Annotated in this window: 31 protein-coding genes and 1 tRNA gene; 9 read left to right on the top strand and 23 right to left on the bottom strand. The window is 58.4% G+C overall.

Annotated features, from left to right (window positions below; translation table 11 throughout):
* Nucleotides 1-18 precede the first annotated feature (18 nt).
* The 3 genes from ispE to MWL89_RS01495 form a co-directional block, all read right to left on the bottom strand.
* Nucleotides 19-1,032: a 4-(cytidine 5'-diphospho)-2-C-methyl-D-erythritol kinase gene (gene ispE / locus MWL89_RS01505; RefSeq protein WP_244411492.1), complete on the bottom strand. Its 1,014-nt coding sequence runs from the start codon at nt 1,030-1,032 to the stop codon at nt 19-21.
* Entirely contained in the window at nt 1,029-1,526 is a 498-nt protein-coding gene (locus tag MWL89_RS01500; protein ID WP_102379640.1) for a nucleoside deaminase, read from the bottom strand. Before MWL89_RS01500 ends, ispE begins: the two co-directional genes overlap by 4 nt.
* 95 nt (nt 1,527-1,621) lie before the next feature.
* On the bottom strand, nt 1,622-2,545 hold the full coding sequence (locus MWL89_RS01495; protein ID WP_102379354.1) for a LysR family transcriptional regulator: 924 nt from the start codon (nt 2,543-2,545) through the stop codon (nt 1,622-1,624).
* A gap of 313 nt (nt 2,546-2,858) precedes the next feature.
* Here MWL89_RS01495 and MWL89_RS01490 point away from each other — a divergent pair, with 313 nt between their 5' ends.
* From MWL89_RS01490 to MWL89_RS01450, 9 genes are all read left to right on the top strand, one after another.
* On the top strand, nt 2,859-4,445 hold the full coding sequence (locus tag MWL89_RS01490; protein WP_244411491.1) for an FAD-dependent oxidoreductase: 1,587 nt from the start codon (nt 2,859-2,861) through the stop codon (nt 4,443-4,445).
* Nucleotides 4,446-4,897: 452 nt separating this feature from the next.
* Nucleotides 4,898-4,985 (top strand) — tRNA-Ser (locus MWL89_RS01485).
* 251 nt (nt 4,986-5,236) lie between these two features.
* On the top strand, nt 5,237-5,479 hold the full coding sequence (locus MWL89_RS01480) for a hypothetical protein (RefSeq protein WP_244411490.1): 243 nt from the start codon (nt 5,237-5,239) through the stop codon (nt 5,477-5,479).
* A 51-nt stretch (nt 5,480-5,530) separates the two neighbouring features.
* Complete coding sequence (locus MWL89_RS01475) at nt 5,531-5,809, top strand: hypothetical protein (RefSeq protein WP_244411489.1); 279 nt, start codon at nt 5,531-5,533, stop codon at nt 5,807-5,809.
* An 89-nt stretch (nt 5,810-5,898) separates the two neighbouring features.
* Nucleotides 5,899-6,117, top strand: coding sequence for a hypothetical protein (locus tag MWL89_RS01470; protein WP_244411488.1), 219 nt, complete (start codon nt 5,899-5,901; stop codon nt 6,115-6,117).
* On the top strand, nt 6,108-6,317 hold the full coding sequence (locus tag MWL89_RS01465) for a hypothetical protein (protein ID WP_244411487.1): 210 nt from the start codon (nt 6,108-6,110) through the stop codon (nt 6,315-6,317). Before MWL89_RS01470 ends, MWL89_RS01465 begins: the two co-directional genes overlap by 10 nt.
* An 84-nt stretch (nt 6,318-6,401) precedes the next feature.
* Nucleotides 6,402-6,557 carry a hypothetical protein gene (locus tag MWL89_RS01460; RefSeq protein WP_244411486.1) on the top strand — a complete coding sequence of 52 codons (156 nt, stop codon included), beginning with the start codon at nt 6,402-6,404 and terminating at the stop codon, nt 6,555-6,557.
* A gap of 97 nt (nt 6,558-6,654) precedes the next feature.
* A complete protein-coding gene (locus tag MWL89_RS01455) occupies nt 6,655-6,954 on the top strand; it encodes a hypothetical protein (RefSeq protein ID WP_244411485.1) in 300 nt (99 codons plus the stop codon).
* Nucleotides 6,955-6,969: 15 nt separating this feature from the next.
* Nucleotides 6,970-7,590, top strand: a complete 621-nt coding sequence (locus MWL89_RS01450) for an AP2/ERF family transcription factor (RefSeq protein ID WP_244411484.1) — start codon at nt 6,970-6,972, stop codon at nt 7,588-7,590.
* Nucleotides 7,591-7,978: 388 nt separating this feature from the next.
* Here MWL89_RS01450 and MWL89_RS01445 read toward each other — a convergent pair whose 3' ends face one another.
* The 20 genes from MWL89_RS01445 to MWL89_RS01355 all read right to left on the bottom strand — a co-directional run bounded on the left by MWL89_RS01445 (nt 7,979) and on the right by MWL89_RS01355 (nt 23,699).
* The gene (locus tag MWL89_RS01445) at nt 7,979-8,710 is read right to left on the bottom strand and encodes a peptidoglycan recognition protein family protein (protein ID WP_244411483.1); all 732 of its coding nucleotides are present in this window, start codon (nt 8,708-8,710) and stop codon (nt 7,979-7,981) included.
* Complete coding sequence (locus MWL89_RS16275) at nt 8,658-8,783, bottom strand: hypothetical protein (protein WP_279611948.1); 126 nt, start codon at nt 8,781-8,783, stop codon at nt 8,658-8,660. Before MWL89_RS16275 ends, MWL89_RS01445 begins: the two co-directional genes overlap by 53 nt.
* Before the next feature lies 1 nt (nt 8,784).
* Nucleotides 8,785-9,057, bottom strand: a complete 273-nt coding sequence (locus MWL89_RS01440; RefSeq protein WP_244411482.1) for a Gp49 family protein — start codon at nt 9,055-9,057, stop codon at nt 8,785-8,787.
* Complete coding sequence (locus tag MWL89_RS01435) at nt 9,054-9,263, bottom strand: hypothetical protein (protein WP_244411481.1); 210 nt, start codon at nt 9,261-9,263, stop codon at nt 9,054-9,056. Before MWL89_RS01435 ends, MWL89_RS01440 begins: the two co-directional genes overlap by 4 nt.
* Nucleotides 9,260-9,511, bottom strand: a complete 252-nt coding sequence (locus tag MWL89_RS01430) for a hypothetical protein (RefSeq protein WP_244411480.1) — start codon at nt 9,509-9,511, stop codon at nt 9,260-9,262. Before MWL89_RS01430 ends, MWL89_RS01435 begins: the two co-directional genes overlap by 4 nt.
* Nucleotides 9,512-9,580: 69 nt before the next feature.
* Nucleotides 9,581-9,946 carry a hypothetical protein gene (locus tag MWL89_RS01425; RefSeq protein WP_244411479.1) on the bottom strand — a complete coding sequence of 122 codons (366 nt, stop codon included), beginning with the start codon at nt 9,944-9,946 and terminating at the stop codon, nt 9,581-9,583.
* A 12-nt stretch (nt 9,947-9,958) separates the two neighbouring features.
* Nucleotides 9,959-10,972 (bottom strand): hypothetical protein, encoded by a 1,014-nt coding sequence (locus MWL89_RS01420; protein ID WP_244411478.1) that lies wholly within the window; start codon nt 10,970-10,972, stop codon nt 9,959-9,961.
* A gap of 16 nt (nt 10,973-10,988) precedes the next feature.
* Nucleotides 10,989-13,028, bottom strand: a complete 2,040-nt coding sequence (locus MWL89_RS01415; protein WP_244411477.1) for a hypothetical protein — start codon at nt 13,026-13,028, stop codon at nt 10,989-10,991.
* A complete protein-coding gene (locus MWL89_RS01410; RefSeq protein WP_244411476.1) occupies nt 13,025-13,864 on the bottom strand; it encodes a hypothetical protein in 840 nt (279 codons plus the stop codon). The genes MWL89_RS01415 and MWL89_RS01410 overlap by 4 nt, the downstream gene beginning before the upstream one ends.
* Entirely contained in the window at nt 13,861-17,904 is a 4,044-nt protein-coding gene (locus tag MWL89_RS01405) for a phage tail tape measure protein (protein ID WP_244411475.1), read from the bottom strand. Before MWL89_RS01405 ends, MWL89_RS01410 begins: the two co-directional genes overlap by 4 nt.
* 145 nt (nt 17,905-18,049) lie before the next feature.
* Nucleotides 18,050-18,448: a hypothetical protein gene (locus MWL89_RS01400; protein WP_244411474.1), complete on the bottom strand. Its 399-nt coding sequence runs from the start codon at nt 18,446-18,448 to the stop codon at nt 18,050-18,052.
* A complete protein-coding gene (locus tag MWL89_RS01395; RefSeq protein ID WP_244411473.1) occupies nt 18,448-19,038 on the bottom strand; it encodes a major tail protein in 591 nt (196 codons plus the stop codon). Before MWL89_RS01395 ends, MWL89_RS01400 begins: the two co-directional genes overlap by 1 nt.
* A 3-nt stretch (nt 19,039-19,041) precedes the next feature.
* Entirely contained in the window at nt 19,042-19,368 is a 327-nt protein-coding gene (locus MWL89_RS01390; RefSeq protein WP_244411472.1) for a hypothetical protein, read from the bottom strand.
* Entirely contained in the window at nt 19,365-19,757 is a 393-nt protein-coding gene (locus tag MWL89_RS01385; RefSeq protein ID WP_244411471.1) for an HK97 gp10 family phage protein, read from the bottom strand. The genes MWL89_RS01390 and MWL89_RS01385 overlap by 4 nt, the downstream gene beginning before the upstream one ends.
* The gene (locus MWL89_RS01380) at nt 19,750-20,073 is read right to left on the bottom strand and encodes a phage head closure protein (protein WP_244411470.1); all 324 of its coding nucleotides are present in this window, start codon (nt 20,071-20,073) and stop codon (nt 19,750-19,752) included. Before MWL89_RS01380 ends, MWL89_RS01385 begins: the two co-directional genes overlap by 8 nt.
* Before the next feature lie 10 nt (nt 20,074-20,083).
* The gene (locus tag MWL89_RS01375) at nt 20,084-20,413 is read right to left on the bottom strand and encodes a head-tail connector protein (protein WP_244411469.1); all 330 of its coding nucleotides are present in this window, start codon (nt 20,411-20,413) and stop codon (nt 20,084-20,086) included.
* Complete coding sequence (locus tag MWL89_RS01370; protein ID WP_244411468.1) at nt 20,367-20,546, bottom strand: hypothetical protein; 180 nt, start codon at nt 20,544-20,546, stop codon at nt 20,367-20,369. Before MWL89_RS01370 ends, MWL89_RS01375 begins: the two co-directional genes overlap by 47 nt.
* A gap of 17 nt (nt 20,547-20,563) precedes the next feature.
* Complete coding sequence (locus tag MWL89_RS01365) at nt 20,564-21,724, bottom strand: phage major capsid protein (protein ID WP_244411467.1); 1,161 nt, start codon at nt 21,722-21,724, stop codon at nt 20,564-20,566.
* A 75-nt stretch (nt 21,725-21,799) separates the two neighbouring features.
* Nucleotides 21,800-22,426, bottom strand: a complete 627-nt coding sequence (locus MWL89_RS01360) for an HK97 family phage prohead protease (RefSeq protein WP_244411466.1) — start codon at nt 22,424-22,426, stop codon at nt 21,800-21,802.
* Complete coding sequence (locus MWL89_RS01355; RefSeq protein WP_244411465.1) at nt 22,404-23,699, bottom strand: phage portal protein; 1,296 nt, start codon at nt 23,697-23,699, stop codon at nt 22,404-22,406. The genes MWL89_RS01360 and MWL89_RS01355 overlap by 23 nt, the downstream gene beginning before the upstream one ends.
* Nucleotides 23,700-23,708: the final 9 nt, after the last annotated feature.

The raw sequence follows: 23,708 nt of genomic DNA, 5'->3' as shown, positions 1-23,708 counted from the left end.
CGACCGATGGCTTCGAGGCTAGCGGGGAATCGCTGAAACTTTGGCCGAGCTGAACGCGGTTGCGCGCGCCCACCAACCACGATTGCGGGCAGCAGCGACAATGCGACACGCATCGTCGAACGTCGCGCAGATCGCAAAAGCCGACGAACCGCTTCCCGACATGAGCGAATTCTCGACACCGTCTTGGGCCGCAATCCAGCCGAGCATTTCGGCAAGCTCGGGCATCAGGGATTCCGAGGCCGCCGTAAGGTTGTTGCACAGCGGCACTTCTTCGGCGCGGGAAGCCTCAAGAGCGCGTACGTGCGCCTCGGGATCGATCGTCACGGGGCTCTCGTCGAAAGCGGCGTACGCGGCCGATGTAGAAACGCCTCCTTCGGGTTTAACGAGCACGACGGTTTTCCTCATGGGCTCAAGCGCATGATGGAACACCTCGCCGGTTCCCGTCAGACAGGTGCAGCCGCCGTGCAGGAAGAACGCCACATCGGCGCCCAGCTCGCTTGCGGCTTCGAGCACCTCGGGCGATTCGGGGTCTACGCCCCACAGCTTCGCCGCACCGATAAGCGATGCGGCAGCATCGGACGAACCTCCGCCGAGACCGGCTTCGTGGGGAATATGCTTTTCGATACGCACCGAAATCAGCTCGTCACCCACATGGGCGATCTTGCGTGCCAGAAGATCGACAGCCTTGTACACGATATTGTCTTCGGAAGCGACAACCAGCGGCTCGATCCCCTCGCGCGCATAGCAGGAAACCTCGATGCGCAATCCACCCTCGTCTTGCTTCACGCGATCCATATGGAGCACGTCATGAAGCGCCAAAGCATGCATGACCGTGGTCGCCTCGTGGTAGCCGTCGGCGCGCCTTCCCCCGATGTTGAGATACAGGTTCACCTTTGCGGGAGCGATGAGCTTGACCATGCCCCCCTTCTCGAAGACGGCTAGCGGATCGGCGACAACCATGGGGGCGTTTGCAGCCGCACGCGCACTCGATTCTGACATGGCATGTTCAGGCGGGGTCGTAGTTTCGTTCATAGCTTCTTTTTCTTCCTTTTGTTTGCAAAAAACGTGCTCAGCAGGGACGCGCACTCGTCTTCGCGCACCCCGGCCACAACCTCGAACGTATGGTTCAAACGCTCGTCCTCGTTCACCCGATACAGCGTACCGAGCGCGCCCGCCTTCGGGTCGGGTGCGCCATACACGCAGCGGTCGACGCGAGCCTGGTGCATAAGGCCCGCGCACATGATGCATGGTTCGAGCGTCACGTACACCGTGCAGCCGGTAAGCCGCCACACCCCGAGCGCTTCGGCAGCCGCCTTCATGGCGAGAAACTCGGCATGCCCGGCTGGATCCTGAGTACTTTCGCGCAGATTGCATGCTGAGGCGATAACGCGCGGTTCGGCAAGCGGCCGACGCGTTGCGGGATCGATCGGTGCATACACGACGACGGCTCCTATCGGAACCTCATCGAGATGCTCGGCGATACGCGCTTGCTCGATCGCAAGCCCCATGTACTCTTCATCGGTCATGAGCCGTATTATAAGGCAATCGGACTCCGAACAGCCCCCTTCCGAACCCCTTGTGCAACCGCCCACGAAAAGCGCAGGAACGCACTGGCCGAAGATCAATGTTCGGCTCTGTCGAAGAAAGCATCCAGTTCGCCCTGTTTGCCGTAAGGTGCAAGCAGTTTTTTCGCTACCATGCGGGCCATCGGACGCAAAGCGGGACTGAACACGAACATCGAATCCATCTCGATCGGAGCATTGACAAGCGGCCTCATGCACACTTGATCGGTAACGAGCGCCTTGGCGTATTCGGTTTGAATGATGAAGCAGTCTTCGCTTGTCGATACCTGAGCGAGCATGAGATTTTTATCATGGATGAGCAGCTCCACGTTTATCCCGTAGTTCCTGAACGCGGTCTCGTACAGTCGTCCCTTATAAGGGCTTGTCTGGATTACGGTTTTTCCCAGAAGATCGGTTTCGAAGTCGATGCACTTCTTCGCAGCGAGAGGATCACCCGCCGAAAGCAGGATCGAAAGGCTGTCGTCGCACAGCTTAATCGATGGAATTCCCAGATCATCAGGCGGCTTTACAGAAAACGCAAACTCCATTTCCCCAGCAGCAATAGCCTCCCAGAACGCGTCGTGGTCCCCATCGACCACCTCGATTCCGATCCTCGCATCGTCTTGAAAGCTTGCCAAAAGCTCGCGCTTTTCCCTGTACCCCACATACATGCTCAAAAGCCCGATGCGCACAAGCTCCCGTTCCGTCTTCCCGATCTCGCGAATGTCGGCCACACAGGTATCCCAAAGCCGATCTTCCTCATGGAGGTAGCGCAGCAAGATCCTGCCCGCCCGCGTAAGCTCAACGCCCTTTTTGCCCCGGACGAACAATTGGGCATCCAGCTGCTTCTCCAGCCTCTTCATGCTTTTCGACAAACCCTGCCGAGAAAGGTACAGCGCACGAGCGGCTTGTGTAATGGTACCCGCCGAGCAGAGCGTGCAAAAATACCTCTTCTGGTCCGGATCCATGCGAAACTTTGCCATAGTCATCTCCCTCGCCCATGGCGGTTGTACATCCCCAACGCCAGTCGTCGCGCCAAGCGAACCACCGACCCGTTTCCCAATGCCCCAGTATAGGCAAACGCTTCCAAACCACAAGACCATGCGGATTGAGCATTGTTCCCCCCGCGTCAAATCGTCCAATCCGAAACGCTTTGATCAGGTGTTATCTCCATACGCAAACCTTGAGTTGACGCTTCGTGGCATACAAGAGTTTCTTTTCGGGGCATTGCGCCGAACGTATAGTGCCGAGTATCGCGAGCCGTGAAGCTCGCATCGCAAGAGGAAGGGAACAGCAATGGGAAATCTTACTCGTAGGGATCTGTTGAAGGGCTTGGGCATCGGCTCGGTCATGGTCGCCTCGGCAGGAGCGCTCTCCGCGTGCACGCCTGCCGGCAAAGCGACAGGCGGCAACGCCGGCGCTGCATCGGGGTCCGCCGATTCGGCTGCCTATCAGTACGCCAAGCGCAAAAGCGACGTGACAAGCATGACGCAGTCCGAAGCCGACGTGCTGGTCATCGGTGGCGGCGGAGCTGGTCTCTGCGCAGCGCTGAGCGCTTCGGAGCAGGGAGCAAAGGTTACCATCTGCGAAAAGATGAGCGTACTCGGCGGCGCAACGATGCTCTCAAGCGGAAAGATCCCCGCCGTCGGCACCAAGCAGCAAACCGATATGGGCGAGGCAGACAGCGTTGGGGCCTGCGTGATCGACATCATGCGGCCGAGCAACTACAGCGTCCGCCCCGATCTCGTGTACACGGTAACCGAGCAATCGAAGGATATCATCGAGTGGACCGAATCGCATGGAGCCGTATGGACGATCGACGAAGTGCTCTATTTCGGTCAGACCGCCCATCGCATGCACACGACCAACGATGCAGGCAAAGGCCTTACCGACGCGTTGATCGCCAGCATGGAAGCCGATCAGAACATCACCGAAATGCTTTCCTGCGAAATACTCGGCCTTGTCCTGGCCGACGACGACGATTCCGTCATAGGGGCTTATGGAAAAAACGGCAAGGAAGAGATTGCCATCTTCGCTAAAAACACCGTACTCGCTTCGAGCGGCTTCGCCAACAACCCCGACATGCTCGCCCAATACTGCCCCGAAGCCGTCGATGCGGTCAAGGTGGTCGCGCCCGGCGCAACCGGCGAGGGCATCCTTTGGGCGCAGGAGCTCGGTGCAGAACTGCAGAACATGGGCGCGTACCAAGGCCACGCGTTTCACGGCGTAGACAACAGCCAAACGCTTGAACAGGGCGTTGCCAACAACGGCGGCATCATCGTGAACCAGGAGGGTAACCGCTTCATGAGCGAATACGGCGGATATTCGGAGCTTTCGCCCCACGTGCTCGCCCAAACCGATCACATCGCGTACCTGTGCTTCACCGATGCCCAAATCGAGAAAAGCGTGAAGTACGCAGGCTGGGAAGAAGAAGGCATCGTGTTCAAAGGGGCAACCGCCAGCGAGCTCGCAACCGCCATCGGCGCCGATGAGGCAACCTTTGAAAAGACGATCGCAGAATACCAAGCCGCCATCGAAAAAGGCGAGGACAAGTTCAACCGAGCCCACCTGCCTGCAGGTTTCGACGGACCCTACTATGCGGTCAAGATCACCGGCGAAATCCGCCATACGCAAGGCGGCATGTCCACCGACGTTGCCGGTCACGTATTGCGGCCCGACAAGAGCCTGATCAAAGGACTGTACGCAGCGGGTGGCTGCACGGAAGGCTTCTCTTCGCGCGGAGGCGCCGCGTACATGAGCGGAAACGGCCTTATCCAAGCGCTCGTATTCGGCAAGATCGCCGGAGCGGCAGCGGCAACCGAAGACAAGGAATCCGCGGCACTCGTCGAATGGAAGAAGAGCGAGATCGACGCGTACAAGTAGGTGGTTCGACGTAGTTTTCGCACCGCGCCCCCGGGAATCCGCCATCGCAAACGCGGCGAAAGGAGCGGCCTGTCAGCCGCATGGCTCGACAGGCCGCTCCATCAAGAGCAGATAGTACGCACCTAGACGAATAAGCAGCGAACCGGTCACCTTTGCCAACGCGTACCAATTGTCGGCCTAAAAACACGGTTTTTGAAACAAAACCGTGTTTTTAGGCCGACAATTGGTACCGACCGCTCGACGCGTGCAGGCAGAAGCGAGTGCAGGCAGGCGGGTTGAGGCGCGTCCTCCTGCGCTCGGCCGCATCCGACCTCAGGCGGCCTTAGGCGAACCCGAGGCCTCGTCGCTCGGCGAGATTCCTGCCCCAAGCTTCATTTCTGTGCTATCCTAGTGCCGCGCTTTTTCGTCGTCCGCCCTGCGGGCGCTAGCCGAGACGCGCACGCGCTAACAGCGGAGGAATGGCCGAGTGGTTGAAGGCGGCAGTCTTGAAAACTGTTGTGCCGCAAGGTACCGTGGGTTCGAATCCTACTTCCTCCGCCACATTTTACCTGATCAGGTGGCATGTTTTACAAATGTAACATACCACCTGAAAAACAATCAGATGTTCGTTTTTTACTCTAAATGCCCCTAAATCTCCCTAAGTTTGCACACGATCGCACATACTTTAGTGCCTAAATCGTCTTTCAGCGAAGCTGAAAAACAACTGGCCCCTCTGAGATTCCCTCTTGTCAATCTATACCACTAGTGGTATACTTCGTAGTACAGGGTAAGCGAAACGAAAGGAAACAGATATGAAACGCGACATCGAAATCATCAGCAATGACGGAGCAGGAACCAAGGCCGTCGATATCACGGTTAACGGCAAAATCGTCGCGTCGATCACCGAGGGCGAATACAGGGAATACAAGAAGTACAACAATGAAATCTGCTTTCTGGACGAGTACCTTTTGGAGAACACAGACCTCACCATGTTCGAGGTTGTAGCCGTCCTCCCGGAAATAGCTAGCGCGTTCGGTGCGTTCGACGCCAGGTAGCCAGTCAATGAAAGCGCCCCGCTTCGTCGGGGCAACCAGAAAGGAAACACCATGAACAACATCAAATGGTTCGTGATGGTCAGCAAGACGATGCGCTACGACTGGGATAGAGACAGCTATATACCCGACGAAGAACGTATCTACAAATTCGCAAGCTACGACGCTGCGAAACGATGCTACGACAGGAAAGACCCCGTCGCCCTCAAAGGCGGCAAAGCGGAACGCGTGGGAGTCGTGCTTGGATGCGGGAACCCTGATGACGAAAAAACATGGGAGTCTGACAGCTGGATCGTACAACCAGGCTGCATGATTAAGGAGTCAGCAGAATAGAAAAGCCGCCGCACGAGGCGACGGCCTGAAACCCATCGGGGGAGTTTGCTTGGCCGCGACCCCCCGATAAGAGACGAGAGGATTGTACCATGGCATCTTGCTACGTTGCAGAGTACGCTACCCCGCGAAAAAACGGATGGCGGGCAAAGGGATCGTTCAGGTTCGAGAGCGATCACCGCGCCATGTCGAAGCGCAATCTGTTCGACGCGAGGATGAAACTGCTTGAAACATACGGTGCGGATGCCGTATCGTGGACTGTGACCAAAACCGAACGCGCTAAGAAGGGAGGTGGCGCGAAATGGCGTTGACCGAAGCACAGAAGCGTGCAAAAGCAAAGTGGCGCAAAGAGAACGAAGCCCAGCTGAATATATCGCTTTACCGCACGTCGGACGGCGACGTGATGGATCGGCTTGAAGCCGTCTCGCAAGCGGGCTGCGAAGGCAAGAAAGCCTACGTCATCCGCCTTATCCGAGAGGATATTGCACGGGATAAAACCGAGGAAATCTGAAAGAAACCCCTTGCCGTTATATACCACTAGTGGTATACTAAGGACAAGAGGTAAGGGAAAGGCTCTTACCGAGAGGAGAAAGAAGTGGAAGAAATGGGAATGACGGACATGCAGTTCAAGGATTTCCTCCGAGGCATCATTGACGACCTAAAGGAAGCCAAGACGGCAGGGGTGAGTGAAGAGGCGGAGGCCAAGATCGAAAAACTCATCAAGCGGTTCGAGGCGGCGCTGGAAGACTAGAAAGAGATGGGGCCGGGGAACAAAATCCCCGGCTCCGGCCAACCAGAATGATACCACAACGCGACCAAGCTTCGTCGGACAAGCAAAAGGAGACACAATGGGTCAGACGATAAAGCTCTATGCGAACTACGGAGTACTCGCGCACGAGAAGAGGCCGACCTACACGGAGGTGCCTGCGGAATGCCCGATCAGCGATCCCGTCGAAGTCGAGGTGCCTGAGTGGATCGAAGTAGGAGAGTTCGCAGACGGCTCGGTCGCGATCACGATCGACGGAGCCGACTACCGATGGGACGACCTGTATCTGAACACGAACGCAGAGGACAGGCCAGTAATCACATGGTTCGACGGCAAGGAGCGGTTCGCCACGCTCGCCGTCATCGACCCGAAAGCGGAATAGCGCCGAGCCGTGAAGATGACCGATCTGACAGACCATCGGTTCGAGAAGCTCGTCGCCCGCCGGCCGACGGACAGGCGCGACAGCGGCAGCGTGGTCTGGCACTGCGAGTGCGACTGCGGCGGCACCGCCGAGGTGTCGGCCCGCAACCTCGTCAGCGGCCACACGACTTCCTGCGGCTGCGCCAAGGGCAGGCCGATCTCCAGGGGCGAGCCGTTCGGCGCGCTGCGCGCCGTGGAGCGCGTCGGAACGAACGCCAAGGGGCAGGCGGTCTGGCTCTGCGAATGCGAGTGCGGAGGAAGCGCCAAGGCGACCGCCGCAGAGCTGCGGTACGGCAGCGTCACCTCCTGCGGCTGCGGAGCCGAGAAGAAGCGCCGCATCGCCGAATCCGCCGGCATCGTCGAGGGAACCAAGCTCTCGATGCTCACCTCCCGCATCCCGTCCAGCAACAAGACAGGCGTCAAGGGCGTATTCAAACGCGGCGGACGATACGTCGCGCAGATAAAGTTCAAAGGGAAGCACCGCTACCTCGGCACGTTCGGCACGCTCGAAGATGCCGCCGAGGCCAGGCGGCAGGCCGAGGAGGAGCTGTTCGCACCCATACTCGAAAAGCACGGTCGCAAGCCGTTGCGAGATTGACCTCGCGGCGTGCGGGGTGGTAATATGACCCCGTTGCTGCGGGATCGCCGCAAGGCGTGGGTTGAAATAGCATTACCGATCGAGCGGCCATGCCGCAAGATCCGCCGAAAGGCGTGGGTTGAAACATATTTCGTATTGGCTTTACGTCCCGCAGATAGGATGGCCGTGTCGGAAACGATGCGGCCTTTCTTTTTTGCCAACCGATATCTCGGAGAACGAGAAGGAGCCTCGAAAGGCTCCCCCTCGTGCGGCAAGCAATCCATAGGCCAGCGTCGGTGATGCCATTATGCGCGGCCTGCGGGCTACCTGTCAACCGATCGACTAAGCATCAGCCGGGTCGGGGCGCAAAAAAAGAGGGCCAAGCCCCGTTGGGAGCCTGACCCTGTTCCTATTCGTCGATGGTGATCTTGAGTCCTTCAAGCTTGCGCTCTACGGCATCGGCCACCGACTTGGCAACCGCGTCGGGGTCTGCTCCGTTAGATTTCGCAAGCGCCTCCACAGCCGCCGCGAGGGCGGTAACCTGAGCGGTCAGTTCGGCGAGCATCTTCTTCGTCGGCTCGTGCGCTGCGTAGTAGAGCTGGTAGAACGGGGCCTTCTGCCCCTCGTAGTGCCATTCCCAAAATTCCTGCGGTGTCATGTCTTCTCCTTCTGTGATGTATGTTCTCAGTGCCGCCCATCTCGACTGATCGACGTAGCAGGCGGGGCAGCTCTTGCCGGTTACGTCGTAGTGCCGGATCACGTGGTCCGCGTCGATGCCGTACTTTTCCATGAGCGCCGACACGAGCCATCGCAGGTTCTCGGTGCGGCTCCCGTCGAACGACCAGTCGCCGCACACCTCGACGTTGATGCTGTTTGAGTTGTAGCAGCCGTTCCTGGACGCCCCGTCGCCAACCGACCATGCGGTATCCGATTCGTCCACGCACTGCCATATCGTCGGCCCCTCGTCTACGAAGTAGTGGGCCGATGCGCCGCGGTACCCGCTCGCGAAGTACTGCGTGTTGGCGTAGGCCGCGCCCTCGTAGGTCGGGGCGGTGCCCACGTTGTGTACCACGATCCACTTGCGGCCGTTATTGCCCTTCGTCCGGTTGACGGTCGTCAGGTTCTGCTTGATCTCCGGCATCGTCCACCCCCTCCGTCAAATCGGCGAAGCCCATGCGGTCGGCCTCGTCGAGCGTTGTTTCGCGTTCGTCCATGTCATTCGCCTTTCCCTTGGTTCGAGCGCATCCTGTGGTAGCCCTCAAGCTCCCATATCTTGTCCTCGATCCGCTTCATGCATATCTCAGCGCCGAGCTTTCGATCGTAGTTCGCAGGGTCGATGCACGCGCTCGTCTCGGTAACGATGAACCCGCACGGCAGCTTGGCATGCACGACGGTCATGCACCCGAAGCGGTCTTCGACTGTCACTTCGGAAGCGTCGACGATCGACTTGATCTCCCCGGGTTTCACGCGGTTCTCGCTCGCCATCATTCCACCTCCCCTTTGTTGCCTAGCGCCTTTTGGACGGGCGATATCACGGCCATGATCGCGCCCGTGGCCGCAGCAGCGCCCCACTCGCCCGTGGTCACTCCCACCGCGATGACGGCGATGACACCCTGGGCGATGCTGCGCTCGAAGCGAGCAGCCGCCGAATCGTCGGCGCACCATCCGATGAACTTCTCCGTGATCTTTCTCATTTCGTTCCTCCTGTCTTGAAATCGTGCACTTCGTCTTTCAGCTCGTCGTGGCGGTGCCACATCGTATCCATGTCGCTTTCGAGCTTGTACGTGCGCTCGATCACCATGTTGTGCTTGTCCTGCTTGGCCTCTATGCTTTCGAGTTTGGTTTCCACGCGCGTGAGCCGCGTAGAGAACGCAAGCCACGATCCCGCGAAAGCGCACAGGGCTGACACGACGGGGCCGACGAGCGCGTTGATGTCGATCAATCCATCACCTCCTAACAAAAGAAAAAGCCCATCGGGGCTTCTCGCGTCATTGCTTTTGTTTCTTTTCGGTCATTCGGCAGTTGGAACCTCCTCCCCTTCGAGCACGTCGGTAGCGCCCTCGAATTCGGGAAGCGCCTTGACCCACTCGTAAGCATCCACGATGGTCATGCCCTGGTCGTAGTCGGCGTTGAAGTAGCTGGTCTGGATGAAGACGTCGTGCTCGACCGCTCCGGCGTTCGGGGCGTCTCCGCCCTCCGCAGCCGCAGCCGCCCGCCCCGCTTCGAGCGCCGCCTTCTCCTCGGCGCGCTTGGCTTTCGAGGTGTAGCTCGCAAGCTCGATGATGTTAGATACGTTGGTGACGGTGTTGACGCCCACGACGCGGTGGTAGTTGACCGCAACGCCGTTCGCTAGGGTGATCTTCTTAGATATTGCCATTGTCGTTCCTCCTTATCTGTAGCCCACTATTTTGGTTATTCCGATGATCGAGGCGTTCGAATTGACGGTGCACGTGTTTGCGTCCGTCGTGGACGATTCGCCCGTGGCACCCGTGGTGTACACCGAGGTTCCACTTACGACGACGCGGCGAAGCTTGAAGTACATCGCCGTCGCGCCGCCGCCCTGGGCTTTCATCAGAGCGCCCATCAGATCGACTGTCTTGCCGTTCGGCGAGTAGACCTTAGCCATATGGTGCCCGCCGTCGTTGGTGACGTAGTAGATTTCTGCCAGCGTGTAGTTCGCTGCGTCGTCGACGAGCGCGACGGTGCCGGTGGAGCTTGCGTCGTTGGCGTAGAGCACCTTCGCGCCCCAGATGGCGTCCTTGCCGTGCAGCTTGTTTACCTCGGCGGCGGTCGCGGTAAGACCGAGGTTCGCCAGCGCACCAGCCGCAGACGCGGATCCCGTGCCTCCCCGCGCAATGGGGAGCGTCCCGCCCGTTATGTCCGCCGCAGAGTGCTTGTGCGCCTTGTCGGCCTTGCCAGCTATCTGTTCGGCGGCGCTCCCCCTGCGCTCCATCATGAGCACGGGTTCGCCCACCGCAAGCGAATCGATCGGTATCCCGTACAGGGGGAAATCTGCGGCAACGTCGCCGTCGAGGATGCTGCCTTGGATGTACGACGGATAGGACGCCTCCCCTTCGGTCGGGGTGCCGACGATGACCGCGATTGGCGAATCCTCTATCCCCTCCGAATCCTTGGTGTAGCGCACGCAGATCAGGTCTTTGCGCTTTCTGCCGACAGACCCGCTCTGGATGGTTACGTCCTCCGACCCCTTGATGCGCACGTGCCTTCCGTTGACGAGCATCTCGCCCTTTGATATGCGGATGGTGTTGCTGTCCACGACCGACGCTTCGCACCCGCTGAGCACGTAGGCTCCATCGCCGAAGGTGCAGGCTTGGTAAGCGCCGAAATCCTCCGACCCTACGTGGTCGGTCGATCCTTCGCCTGTAACAAGTTCTACCGTCATGCTCTCATCTCCTTTCTCAAACCGTGTAGCCGATGACGGCTGTGATGTATATGTTGTTGGCCTGGTTGTCAGACGAGCCGACCGAGTTGCCCGGCCCCGATATCGACACGCAACCGTAGCGGCTTCCGTTCGTGCCGACCGAGTTGCCCGCTATCAAGACGGTTCTCGTCTTGTGCCAGAACATGCCCTCGCTCGCCGACTTCGACGTTATGTCGAGCGTCACGTACTTCCCGCTCGGCCATATGACGTCGCGCGAAGCGTAGAACCAGTCGTTGTCGCGGTATATGATCCTTATGCACTGGCAGCTTTCCGCATCCTGGCTGAGGATCACGGTTCCGTTCGACCCGGTGCCGTTGGCGTAGAGCACCGTTCCGGAGATGCAGGCCGCATTGCTTCTGTAGACGTTGACGGCGCGAACCTCTCCGAACTGGTAGTCCCAGGAGCCGATGCCCGACGAGTTCGCCGAATACGGCAGGATGCCGTTCTGCGTGGTTTGCAGCCAGCCGGTTTCCGCTCCGTTCGGGTACGTGAGCTTGCACCAACCGTTGGCTGTATTCGCCCCAGGTGCGCCGATATTCGCGGGCGTAAGGCTGACGTTGCCCGTGCGGTACTCCGATTCGCTTTCGCCCTTGACACCCGTCACCGATCCACCCGAAAGAGATTCGATGATTGACTTGTCGGCCGCGCTCATGAACCCGTCCGCGTCCTTCGTCGCGACGGCGTGGGCATGATCCTTCGGCTCGAACGCCTCGGGCTTGCCCGTGATGCCGTTCCACGGGTGCGAGTGGTCAAGCGGTGGAAAGGCTTCGGGCTTCCCCTGGACTTCGGCCCACCCGTGCGCATGGGCTTCGGGCGGGAAGCTTGCGGGCTTGTCTTTCACTGATTCCCAATCGTGCGAATGAGAGGCGGGCGGATAACTGGTAGGCTTGCCGGTTATCGACTCCCAGTTGTGGGAATGCGATTTGTTCGCTTTGCCGTCGAGGTCGGTCTTCGTCACCTCTGCTTCGATGGTCGCACCCGATATGTCGATGCCTTTTCCAGCCTTGTAAACTATGCCGCCCGCGAACGTTGAATTTCCCGAAGATGAGTATTTTCTAACCGATATCTCGCCGATCTCGTTCGTGATCTCGACCTGCCCGTTGCCGCTGACTTTTACTATTGCTTTCGACACCGTGGATATAACAGACCTGCCCGTTTTCTCGGACGCGATGCCCACCATGTCGCCTACGTCGAACGCCGTCCCCTCGGGCAGCAGCAGCTCGCATGCGCTCGTGCCCTGCATCTCTTTCAATTTCTTCGTTCCGTCTTCGAGCAGTTTTGCTTCATCGATGTTGTTGTACTCGTAGACGGCCTGCCGCTCGTCCAGCCCGAACAGGGTTTGCGTCTGCGACACGTTGCCTTCAGCATCAGCGTAGAGGTGGAGCACGGTTCGCTCTTCCAGTTCCCCCATGCCGAGGCAGATCAAATGATTGAACGGCATGTACCATTTGAGCTTGTACCCGTATTTGTTCGATTCGCCGCTGTCCACGTAGTCGCCGATGGGTACAGCCGACAACGCGGGCTTTCTTCCAGGCTGCTTGTCTATGCGCAGCTTCGCCCCCGATGCGGCGAGCATCTTGCGGAACCCGCTGTAGCAATCAGTGAACCGCTCGAACTGATGCGACACCGATATGCCGCTCGGCTCGGCCGAAGCGTCGAACACGTCCGACAAGCCGACGAACCGCAGCACGGAGCCAATCGCCGCGTTCGCCTCGCCCGACGCGCTCAGATGGTCGGTTTCGGGGCAGATGTACGTTTCGGCGAGCATCCCGTGCCACGTCTCGCCCCTGGCGACGAACACGGGCGTCTCGCCCATGGTCGATTCCCTTCCGCCGCGCACGATGCCGCCCCATTCGGTGCCGTCGATGTAGATAAGAGACTTCTCTGCGATGCGCATGTCTATGGGCAAAGTCAGTTCGAAGTCGTTCTCGTCGCTCCCGTAGGCGAGATCGAGCTGGTAAGCCTTGATGATTCCCTGCTCGATGCCGTCTGAATCGGTATAGGTGAGGTCGATCATCCGCCCCACCTCTTTTCTCCGCGCTGCTCGTACACCGTCGCATCGAAAGCAAACGAACCGTTCCAACTGACCAATTGGTATCCCGGGGCGATCCGTTGGAACACATACGATCCGCTTCCCTCGTACTGGTTTCCACGGCGGAAGTGGAATGCGTTCTCTTTGCTCCCGTAAGCGTCCTCCACCGTGATCTTCTTCTCGGTGCCGTCGATCACGAGCTTGCCGCCAGCGGGAACCTCGCACTCCACCTCGTAACGGTTGCCGCCGATCACAACGCTCGGGTGCGATGCGGGGCCGTACACGGTGATCCTTACGGGCGATTGAACGAACCCGGGGTTCTCGATCTGCTGCGTGCCCGAGCCGGGCGAGCCGAAGTTGAACGGGAAGTTGAACGGGAAGTTCATCCCCCCTGCGGTGTCGCCCTTGGTGAAGTGCACGGTATGCTCTCTCACCCATGTCGGATCGTCGGCGAGAATCGTAAGCTCGTACTTGGCGGCGGCCCCCGTTAGCCAGTACACGTCCTTGCGCGACGCCTTGACGTAGCAGCGCATGTACCAGCCATCGCTGTGGATAGCGCCGGGCATCTTCGCCAACACGTCCTTCTCTGCGATTTCGAAAAGCCTGTTCCGCAGCGCAAGGCCGCGCTCCTCGGAACCTGCGGCGATGACGAGGGTAAGCGGGAACTCCCTCTGAGCCTTGTAAAAACCCGAAGCGTACCCGTTCAGGGACTGGTACGACCACTCCCAATCGTGCGTTTCCCCGCTGTCGCAATAGATTCCGTCGCCGAAAAGGTTCAATTCCTCCCCGAGATGGTTGACGTAGCGCACTTGCTTTCTCATATGATGCTCCTCACCACCCTCGCCATTTCCCTTTCGTTCAACTGGATTACTATCGGCCTGCCGTCCTGGCGCGAAATCGCATCGGACATGGCCGACCTGACCGCCGAGTAGACTTGAGATTCGGTCATGCCGCCTCTCTGATCGACGGTTACGCTTATGCCGTTGCCAGACGGTTGTTTCGCCATGCGCTGTGATGCGAGCGAAACGGACGAGGCTTTTGCCGTGTACCCGCCCGCCGTGATGGCGGCGACCTCTTCCATGGTTCGTTGCAGGTTCGGCATCTGCTTCCTGATGCCTCCGGTGAAGTTCTGCACGGAGTGCTCGCCCCACTCGGCCTCGCCCTTGCCGCCGTTGCGCATCGCGCCCTCTTTGGGGACGGAGTGTCCGAGGATCGCTTGAACCTTTGCGCTCGCTTCGTTTAGGGCGCCCGCAAGCACCCCGCCGACACCCGAGCTGATGCCACGAGCGAAGTTGCCGATGACGTGCAAACCCCACGTGTACGAGTCCGATCCCGCGTCCTTGATTCCGTCAACGGTGCTAACGGTATCGTCAACCGACCCCTCGACAACATCCATGTTCTCGTTCATGCCGCCGCCGAGGTTCGATGTAGCGTTCTCGCCGACAAGCCGCCATTCGCCCTCGATGAGCTGCAAGGTGCCAGTACCGTTGTCCTTCATGGCCCGCACGGCATCGGTGAATCCCGGCTCTCCTTTTCGAATGGTGCCCTCTGCTGTCTGCACGGCTGAAAGCGATATATTCTCCAAGTCACCGGTAAGCGGGTTGTACGCTGTGACCATCCCGTTTTCGAGGTCGGTGATGGATTGCACCGTCATCGGCGTCGATCCCGCGATGCTGCCGAGGATCGAATTCATGGTTTCCTGCGTAACGGCTGAAAGCTCGCCCGTAACGGGATCGTAGGCTTGCAAGATGCCGTCTTTCATGACAAGCGATGCCTGCACGACGTTCGGCGTTTCCGACTGGATGCCACCCGATACGGATTGCCCGAGCGCGATTGCGACTGCCTCCGCCTGCGGCTTGCCAGACGCGATGGCATCGGCGTAAGCCTTTACCGCCTCGTCGCCCTCGATGCCGAACTGATCGCACTCACCTCGAATCTCGTCAACGGTCTTTCCCGCAATTTCGGCGGCAGCGGAAACGGCGGCATCGGCACCTTCGCTCAAACCGTCCGCGTAGTTCTCCGCTGCTTCGGCTCCCTCTTCCTTAGCGACGATGCCGAACTCCTGCAAAATGCCGATGATGCTTTCGACGTTGCCGTCATACGACTGGGCGATTGCGGCAAGCTTGTCATCCGAAAGGTCTGCGAGGTCGGTTACGGATACTCCGTATTGCGCGAGTGCTTCGGAAAAACCGTCCGCACTCTGCCCGGTCGATTCGAGTGCTGCTGCGATGGCTTCGTTCGTGGAGACGAAAGCACCCATTTCCTCGGTGGAAGACCCCATAGCTGCGCCGAGTTCTCCTACGCGATCCTCGTAGCGTTTAACCGCATCCGATGTTGCGCCGTACTGGCTCCGCGCTTCGGACAACGCGTTTCCCAGCTCGTTGTACACTTCCGCATCTTCGCCCCATTGGGCTTTGGTCTGGCCTGCATGCTTTTCGGCAAGATCGGATCGTTGCTGCTCAAGCTCCTTGATGCGCATCAAGTCGGCTTCTTGCTGTTTGAGGGTTTCTTTCCACCCCTCGCTCGCGGCTTCGTATCGGAGCTTGTCTTGCTGCGCTGAGACAACAGCCTTGATCGCATCGACCTGGCCGTACAGAGCGCCGTTAACGTCGTCGGTAACCGCGAACGTGGTGCCGCACGCTTCGTTTACCCTATCGACGGCATCTTTCAGCCGAGCCTGCTCTTCCTTCGTCAAATCGGATTTAGTCCCAAGCTCGTCAATGGTTTCCACGTACGAATCGAGCATCCCCGCGCTTGCGCCCGCCTCGGTCATGGTGTCGCTGAGAGACTTCGCAAGATCGGCGTGAGCCTGTTTCAGATCGTCGGCTTGGCCTTTGACCGATGCGACGGTCTGTCCGTAGTTGCCTAGAGATTCGGATGCGTTCGAGGCACCGGTTTCAAGGCCGTTGAGCGAAGACGATAGCTCGCTGTTCGTAGTCTTGATCTCGTCGCTGCGCTTCTTCGCCTCGGCTATGCCGTTCGCCACGTTGAAAATCGCGGTAAGGAGCATGCCCGCGAGGATTCCAGCAACGCCCATCGCAGCCGATTTCGCGGCACCCATCGCAACGGACGAAGCCTTGACCGCCGTAGCCTGTTTCTTCGTAGACGACTCTGATGCTTTCGCTGCCCCGTCGAAATCCTTCAAGCCCCTCGAAGCGCCAGAGGTTTTGTAATCCACAGTCGCGAAGAACTGCGCAAGCTTCTGCAATCCCTTGCCGAAGCCCGATATCTGCTGAACGCCTTTCCCGAAGATGTTGAGCATCGGGCCGATTGCGGCTGAAAGAGCAACAGCTTTAATGACGGCGTTTTGCTCGGATTTGCTCATCTCGTTGAACTGCTTCGCACCGTCCGCGATCATCTGGATAAGCGGCTCGGCTGAATCGATGACGTCGAGCAGCGCATCGGCGAGCGGCCCGCCCACGTCGTTCGCAACGGCCACAACGCGGTTTTTGAGCATTTCGAATTTCGCCGCAAGCGATTCGTTGCGGTTGTCAACCTCTTTCTGCAGGGCGGTGTTCTTGCCCCATTCCTCGTTCGATTTGGCTACCGCATCTGCAACAAGCTCGGAGTTGCCTCCTAAGCGCTTCATTATGTCGGTCTGCCTGATGGAATCGATGCCCAGCTCTTGCAGCATCACCGACATGTTGCCGCCCTCTTCGGTGGCGCTCTCCATGTTGGTGAGTAACGCCGACAGAGCGTCAACGGGGTCGCTGCGCCAAGCGTCCGCGAAATCCTGAGCAGACATTCCCGCCGTGCTAGCCCATGTCTCGACCGAATCGGCGTTGGTGGCTATGTCCTTGTCGATCTGCGCCATGATGGTGCTGATCGCCGTGCCGCCCGCTTCTGCCTCCACGCCCATGGAGCTAAGTGCGGTTGCCAAGCCGAGTATATCGGCCTGCGACATGCCGACCTGCGTTCCTGCGGCGGCGATACGCATAGCCATCGAGCTGATATCCGATTCGGTGGTGGCGAAGTTGTTTCCGAGGCCGACGATGGCCGAACCGTAGTTGCTTATCTCGTCGTGGCTCATCTTCGTGATGTTCGCGAACTGCGCCATTTCTGTTGCGGCGGTATCCGCGTCCATGTTCGTTGCGATGTCCAAACCAGAGACGATGCGCCCGAATTCGTCCAATTCCTCGATGCTGAACCCGAGTTGAGCGCCCAACGCTTGAATATCAAGAATCTGATCCGCTCCAACTGCGTTGGTCTTCGAGAACTCGATGGCCTTTTCTTTGAGCTTGTCGTACTGATCCGCCGTCCCGTCAACGGTTTTCTTGACGTTTGTCATCGACGTATCGATGTTCACGGCGGCTGCTACCGATGCCGCGCCCGCAGCCACTATCCCCGTTGACACGGTGCGGGTGAGCGTGGAACCCATCGTTTCCATCTTTCGGCCAGCAGAGTTGAGCCTGTCGCCCATTGTCTCGAACTTAGAGCCGAGCTTGCCGAGCGCCGATTCGGCAACGCCCTGCTGGATGACGGAATCCGCAAGAGCCTGCTTGTAGCCTTTCAGCTTTATCTCCGTCATGGCGATATCGCTCTGCAGCTTTCGCCATTGCTCCTGCTGCGCTTCGGCGTTCACAGGGCCGATGAAGTCTGCAGACATTTCATGTTGCAGCTTCTTTTCGGCTTGCATGAGCAGATCGAGCTCTTTTGTCGTCGCGCTGATCTGCCTTTTGTAATCCTCTTGCTGTTGGGCAAGCAATCTGGTGTTGCCCGGGTCGAGCTTCAACGCCTTTTGCACCTTGCGGAGTTCCGACGATATGCCGCTGACTTCGGAGCGGGCTTTGCGTAGCGCGCTCGATAGGCTCGACGTGTCAGCGCCGATCTTCACGGTCAAACCTTTATAGGTATCTGACATAAGTTGTTTTCACCCCCTTGGGTTTTAAGAAAGGAATCTGTCTATGTCGGCCTGCGTCGCTTGGCGCACAGGCTCTTCTTTTTCTTTGTCGGAAAACGCAAGGTCGGTGTATGCGATGAAATCCGCCATCGTCATGCGCCTGACGTCATCGAGCGAGAAGCCTATCCGCAAGAGCGCCAAGACGTTGCGCCATGCGTCCCATTCGTCTGGCGATCCACTTCCTGGCTCGCCCGGTCTTCTCGTGGCGAAACAACTCAGCGCTGATGGCCGAATCGATCACCCCCCATGCGTCGGCATCGCCGATCGCAAACAGTTTCGGATCGAACTCGCGCAACCAGTCCTCGTACTCCGAAACGGAATCGTCGTGCGTCTTCGCCATCGCCCAAGCGATTTGGAGCAGCATCGACATGTCTGGTGGATTGTTCTCGTATGCCGCTGCGATATCATGGAAAAGATCGCCCCCGAACCCCGTCCGATAGACGAGGAACGTATAGGGCGATCCTTGCATTTCAACCGTGCGGCCGTAGATGACCGCGCGGCGCATTAGGCGCTCGGCTCCGAATCGGTGAACTTGGGCAGAAGAACATCCGCGAAGAACGCGTCGTACACGGCTTGGTTCTCGGTGCTCGGCTCGATGGAGAGCTTGGTGACCTTCTTGCCCCCGATAGCCTCGGGGATCATGACAATGGGCATCTTCTCCGTGGTCGGAGAAGCCTTGTCCTCGGTGGTCTTATCCTCCGTCTCGGGACGCTCGGCGGTGCAGTTGTAGAACACGCTGCGCCGCTGCTTCGCGTCTCCGTCCACGGTGAAGAGCAGGGCGAACGGGTTGGGCTGAACGCCCGCGATCTCCACAAGCGCCCCGTTCTTGTCGATCTCCCAATTGAAGATATCCACCTTCACGGAATCGGGGATGAGCGCCATTTCGAGATCGCCCGTATACCCGTTGTCGGTCACCACCGTGAAGTAAGCGCCGTTGTCGGCGAAGAACTTCTCGGAATCGCCCTCGGGCTTCGTGGAAAGCGAAACCGCACCGGGGATGGCGACGGGCGTATCATACGCTCCGTCACCAGTTTTCTTTGCGATATGCACTCCGCACAACCCGAAGCGCACCTTGTTGTTTGTAGATTCAGCCATGTTTTATCCTCCTATGGTCGTAAAATAAAAAACGGCCTCGAACGGGCCGTCTTCGATGTTTCCTATCTCCTGATAGGCGTATGGTTTCTTGTGCTGCTTCAATGCCTGCTCGATCTTCTTCTCGTTCCCGTCGTCCTTCGATTCGCTGTAAAGCTCGGCGCACCACCTGCGGACGCCGATATAGTTCTCGTCATCGGCCATGAGGTCGTTGCCGTCAACGAAGTAGTAGACGATGTAAGGCAGGGGCGGCGGCTTCGCGGGCGACCACTTGCGGTAGGTCACCGGCAGCCCCGTCGATCCGAGCATGGCGAAAACGTCTTCCCTTCTCATCGCCCCATCTCCCTCATCATCGCTTCGCAACCCGTTTCATAAGCCGGTTCGATGTGCTTGTAGCCGGGAACGCGCTCTCCCGTGTCGATCCCGTGAACCCACTTCTCATGCCCGTTTTCGAGCAGGTGAGTGAGGCTCGGTTTCGACGCGTTGTAGATGCGGACGTAGTAGCCTCCGAAATGATCGTATTCGGTGCGCATCCTCCAACCGCTCGCATAATCGCCCGTATCGCCGGGGACGGTGGTTGACGCAAGTTGCTTCTTGCAGGCGTTGCCGCCTTTCTGCACGGCGTTCTTCGCGTCGCGGGACACGTAGTCGAAGAAGTCATCGAAGATGCCCTCGAACGCGTCGCCGAAACCCGACGCGTCAACGTATACGCCTTTACTCATCTTTCATCACCGCCCTCATGATGATCTGGTCGTTCTGGTGGTTCAGGTTGTCTATCTGGGTAACGTCGAGGGCTTTGCCCCTCCACAAAAGGCGGCAATCCCTCGTGCCGACGTCGGGGAAAGACGGGTGGTAGCGCGTGAAGAACTTCAGTGTGTTCTCCGCACCTGTCGCGGCGGCCTCCCAGAACTCGCGCGAGCCGAGGTTTGCGACCCGCGCGAATCCTTTGAAAACCGTTGTCCACTCTGCCGACGTATCGCCCTTGTCGTTCTGCACGATCTGATGGGTTTGCAGCTCGAACGGTTCTCTGTAATCCACGACCATCACCTCACAAGAGGTTGAAATCGTGCGATGCCATGATGCTTTTCACCGTTCGATTCTCGTTAGACTTGTCCACCGTTATGGAGCGGTTGTCGTACATGTCGCGCGTGAGGACGAGGACGGCGATAGCCATGTCGGGATAGGTGTCGAGATATTCCTCGTCCAATCCGTAGCTCTCGATGAGATGGGATATCGCCGCCTGGTACATCAGATCGACCGTGGCTTGCTCGATATCATCGACGTACGAGGGATCGAGCCTCAGAAAGCGGAGCAGCACTTCATTTGGTATGCTAGTCGCCCGCAGGCTTTCCAGCTGCGTTGCCCTTTCCTCTGCCACTCTCCTTCACCTCCGTGACGGGATACCCGTCCTTGACCATCTGCTTGCCGACAACCGCAGGCACCTCGAACACCTGCCCGTAACCAGCATTGCCGAGGGTTCCCGAAAAAGACCTGTCTGCTTTCAGCTTCATAAGCCCGAACCCCCTTCTTACGATGCGGCCATTTGTAGCTTCGAGATTGCCTGCTCCTGCTGGATTTTCGCGTCAAGCTCCATCCACATGATCGCGCCGACTGCGTGCTGCTCGGCGTACTTCTCGCGCAGCACTTCAACAGTGGGCTGCTCGGCGAACTTGACCGCAAGCCCGGCGAAGTTGCCGTAGTAGACGGGCGATGCTCCAGCGGCGACCTTCGGCATGTTGTCGGATGTAAAGACCGGCTTGCCGAGCAGCGTGTAGCCGAACGGGGCGGTGATATCGGGCTGCATGAGCGGCTTGCCGTCGCCGTCCTTCAGCTTGCGGAGCAGCGTGCGGGTCGATCGGTGCATGATCCACATCGCGCCGTTCTGCAACTGGTCGGGAACCGCGTCCTGAACGTCGATCATGTCGTCAAGCTCAAGAGCGGACGCGGCCTTTGCGGTAACGATCTGCTTGCACGTGGACAAGCCCTCGATCTTCCCGTCTGTGCCGATAAGCAGCTCGCGCTCGATCCAGCGGTTCACCTTCTCGGCTGTGTCGTTCACGACGAACGAGACGAGATCGACGTCGGTGCCGTTCATCAGCGAACGGGATACGAGCGCGAGCGATGCGGCGAGGTAGCCAGTGAGGGTGATCTTCTTGAACTGTCCTACCTTCGCGGTAAGCTCGCCGAATTCCTCGGCGTAAGCAACCGTGATGGCGCTCGTCTGCTCGTCGTAATACGGAAGATCGAGCTGACCTTTGACGGTGTAGTGCTGCGCAGCCTGAAGAACGGGCGAGATATCGTAAAGGCGCTTGATGATGCGGTCTGCAATGGTCTTCGGGATGATCGCGCCGTTGTCCCCTGGCGTGAGGTTAACATCGCCCTCTGCTCGGTTCTGCACGCCCGGCGCGTGGTTTCGGATATACCCGGCGAAAGCTCGAATTTGGGAATCCTCTTCGGTTTCTCCCTCGGCACGATTCTCGGCGGGGATATCGAGCGGCGTGCGCTCCGCTTCGGCTTTCTCAATCGTTACTTTCAAAGCACGGATTTCGTTCTCGATCTTATCGTGGTCGCCCGTTTCGGCATCGGTCATTGCGCGTACTTCCTCAACAGCCTTGTTCGTGATCGCGTTCGCCTCCTCGATCTTGGCGTTGAGCTTTTCTTTAAGTGCTTTCAGTTGGTTCATGTTCATGTTGTTCTCTCCTGTTTCCGGGCATAAAAAAAGCGCCCATTCGGCGCTGCCCTTTGTATTTGTTTTGCTCGGCTGCTATTCGGCACGGAGCTTGTTCAGTTCTTCCATCTTCGCAATGAGCTTAGATAGATCGGGTGCTTCGGGTGCTTCGCCCTCTTCCTCGGCACGCTCGGATTCATCGATCGTTTCGACTGAATCGAAATCCATTGCGCGGTATTCCAACTGCTCTGCACCGTCCCCGTCATCGGCGCGTGTGAACACGCTGGTCGCCTTATAGCAAGGGCGCATGCGCTTGTCGATGATCGAAACCTCGGAAAGCTCCATTTCCTCGATTGTGCGATGCTGCATGCCGTCAGCGGCGTTCTTGTCCTGCTTCAACGGCAAGAAACCAAAGCTCCACCCGCTCAATTCGCCATTGCGCGCTTTGTCGATGACCTCGGGATCGGTCACGGTCGCGCGGGCGTAAAGCCCGATGGCATCCTCTTTCAGTTCGAGGTTCTTGCCCTCTTCGCCGATGACGCGCGTTTTATCGTGGTTCAGGAGCATGTTTCGCTTTCCACGCATGAGGGCGCGGGCGAACGCGCCCGGTTGGATCGTCTCGGTAAAATAGCCGTCCCTGTCACGCAGCACGCGCGATTCGCGGCCTACTGCGTTCACGTACCCGGCTATCTCAACCGAATCACTTCTCAGCTTTATCTCCAAAGTTCTCACCTCCTTCCAATTGCGTTGGTTGCTTTTCCTCTTCGACTTCGGCGGGCAGGTTGTCGATATCGATAGCCTTGCCCATGTTCGGGATAATTATCTTTCTCGTTTCGGTATCGAACAGAACGTCCTGCAAGCCCATGCTGATGAAATCGAGACCGAGCGGCGGCATGTTCTCCTTCTTGCGCACCTCGTCAACCATGACGAAACCGCCATCTTTTGCGATCTTCCACGCTTCCCATCGCTCCTTCTCGTTCGCTTTCGCAAACTCGGTCAGGTCGAAATCGAAGAAGTACGCAGGCTTCTCGCTTTCCAGCAGCAAGCTCCGATTCAGCGCCGCCCTGGCTTCGGCGATGAGCGGAATGAGGCAGTAGCGGATGAAGTTATCGCGGTCATCCTTCGTCGCCGTTCCCGACTTGATGCCGCCGCGAACGATGGACGGTGGCATTTTGAACATGCTGTAAATGTCCTCGGAGTTGGTCTGCTTGTTCTCGTTTAGCTGCATTTCCACGGACGTGGAGGATGCCTCCTGAAAAGTCGTGCCTTCGTTCAGCACGATCACGTTCTCGTCCGTGGTGCCGTAGAACCTGCGCCAAGCGTCTTTCAGGGTTTGCATGGCTTTCTTGACAAGCTTTCTTTGCGCGGTCAAGAACCCTCGTTTGTTACCGCCGCGAGCCACAAGCGATTGCTCGTATTTCATCGTCTGGTATGCGACCGAAAGAGCGTCCATGTTGGAGCTGATGACGCTTCGCCCCGTGCGCCCGTCTCTTGTGGAATGGAGGATGCGGACGAACTGCCACGGATCGAAGCGCTGACCGTTCACGACGTACTGAACCTCTTTGAAAATGGGATCGACGTTTTTCAGCGGGGAAATGTCTTCGCTCTTGACGTAGTGGATGGACACGATGCGGTTTCCGTTTCGGTTGATGAACGCGTTGCCGCCCTTGTCCGAACAATAGTAATCCTCGAACATGGCTTTTTTCATCTCCACGGCGGTGAGGGTGTCTCCCGTATCGCCGTTCAGCAAGCCCACGCGCGAATCGTCCTCAACCTCTTCGATCTGGCCGTCAATCCTTCGATAGAGTTTTATCGGTATCGATGCGGCGATTCCAGAAATGGTGTCCACACAAGCGGCGAAAGCCGGTATCGCCATCGCTTCGCTTCTGCCGACGTAGGTGTTCGCCGGTGCCGATCCGATCAGAATGTCATCTGCTGTTATCTCATCCGATTTGGGCTCTTCTTCAGCCCGTTTCATAAGATCAAGTATTCCCATGTTTTCTCA

The organism is Raoultibacter timonensis (genome assembly GCF_022845715.1).
Lineage (GTDB): Bacteria > Actinomycetota > Coriobacteriia > Coriobacteriales > Eggerthellaceae > Raoultibacter > Raoultibacter timonensis.
This window is presented reverse-complemented; position numbering and strand designations above follow the sequence as displayed.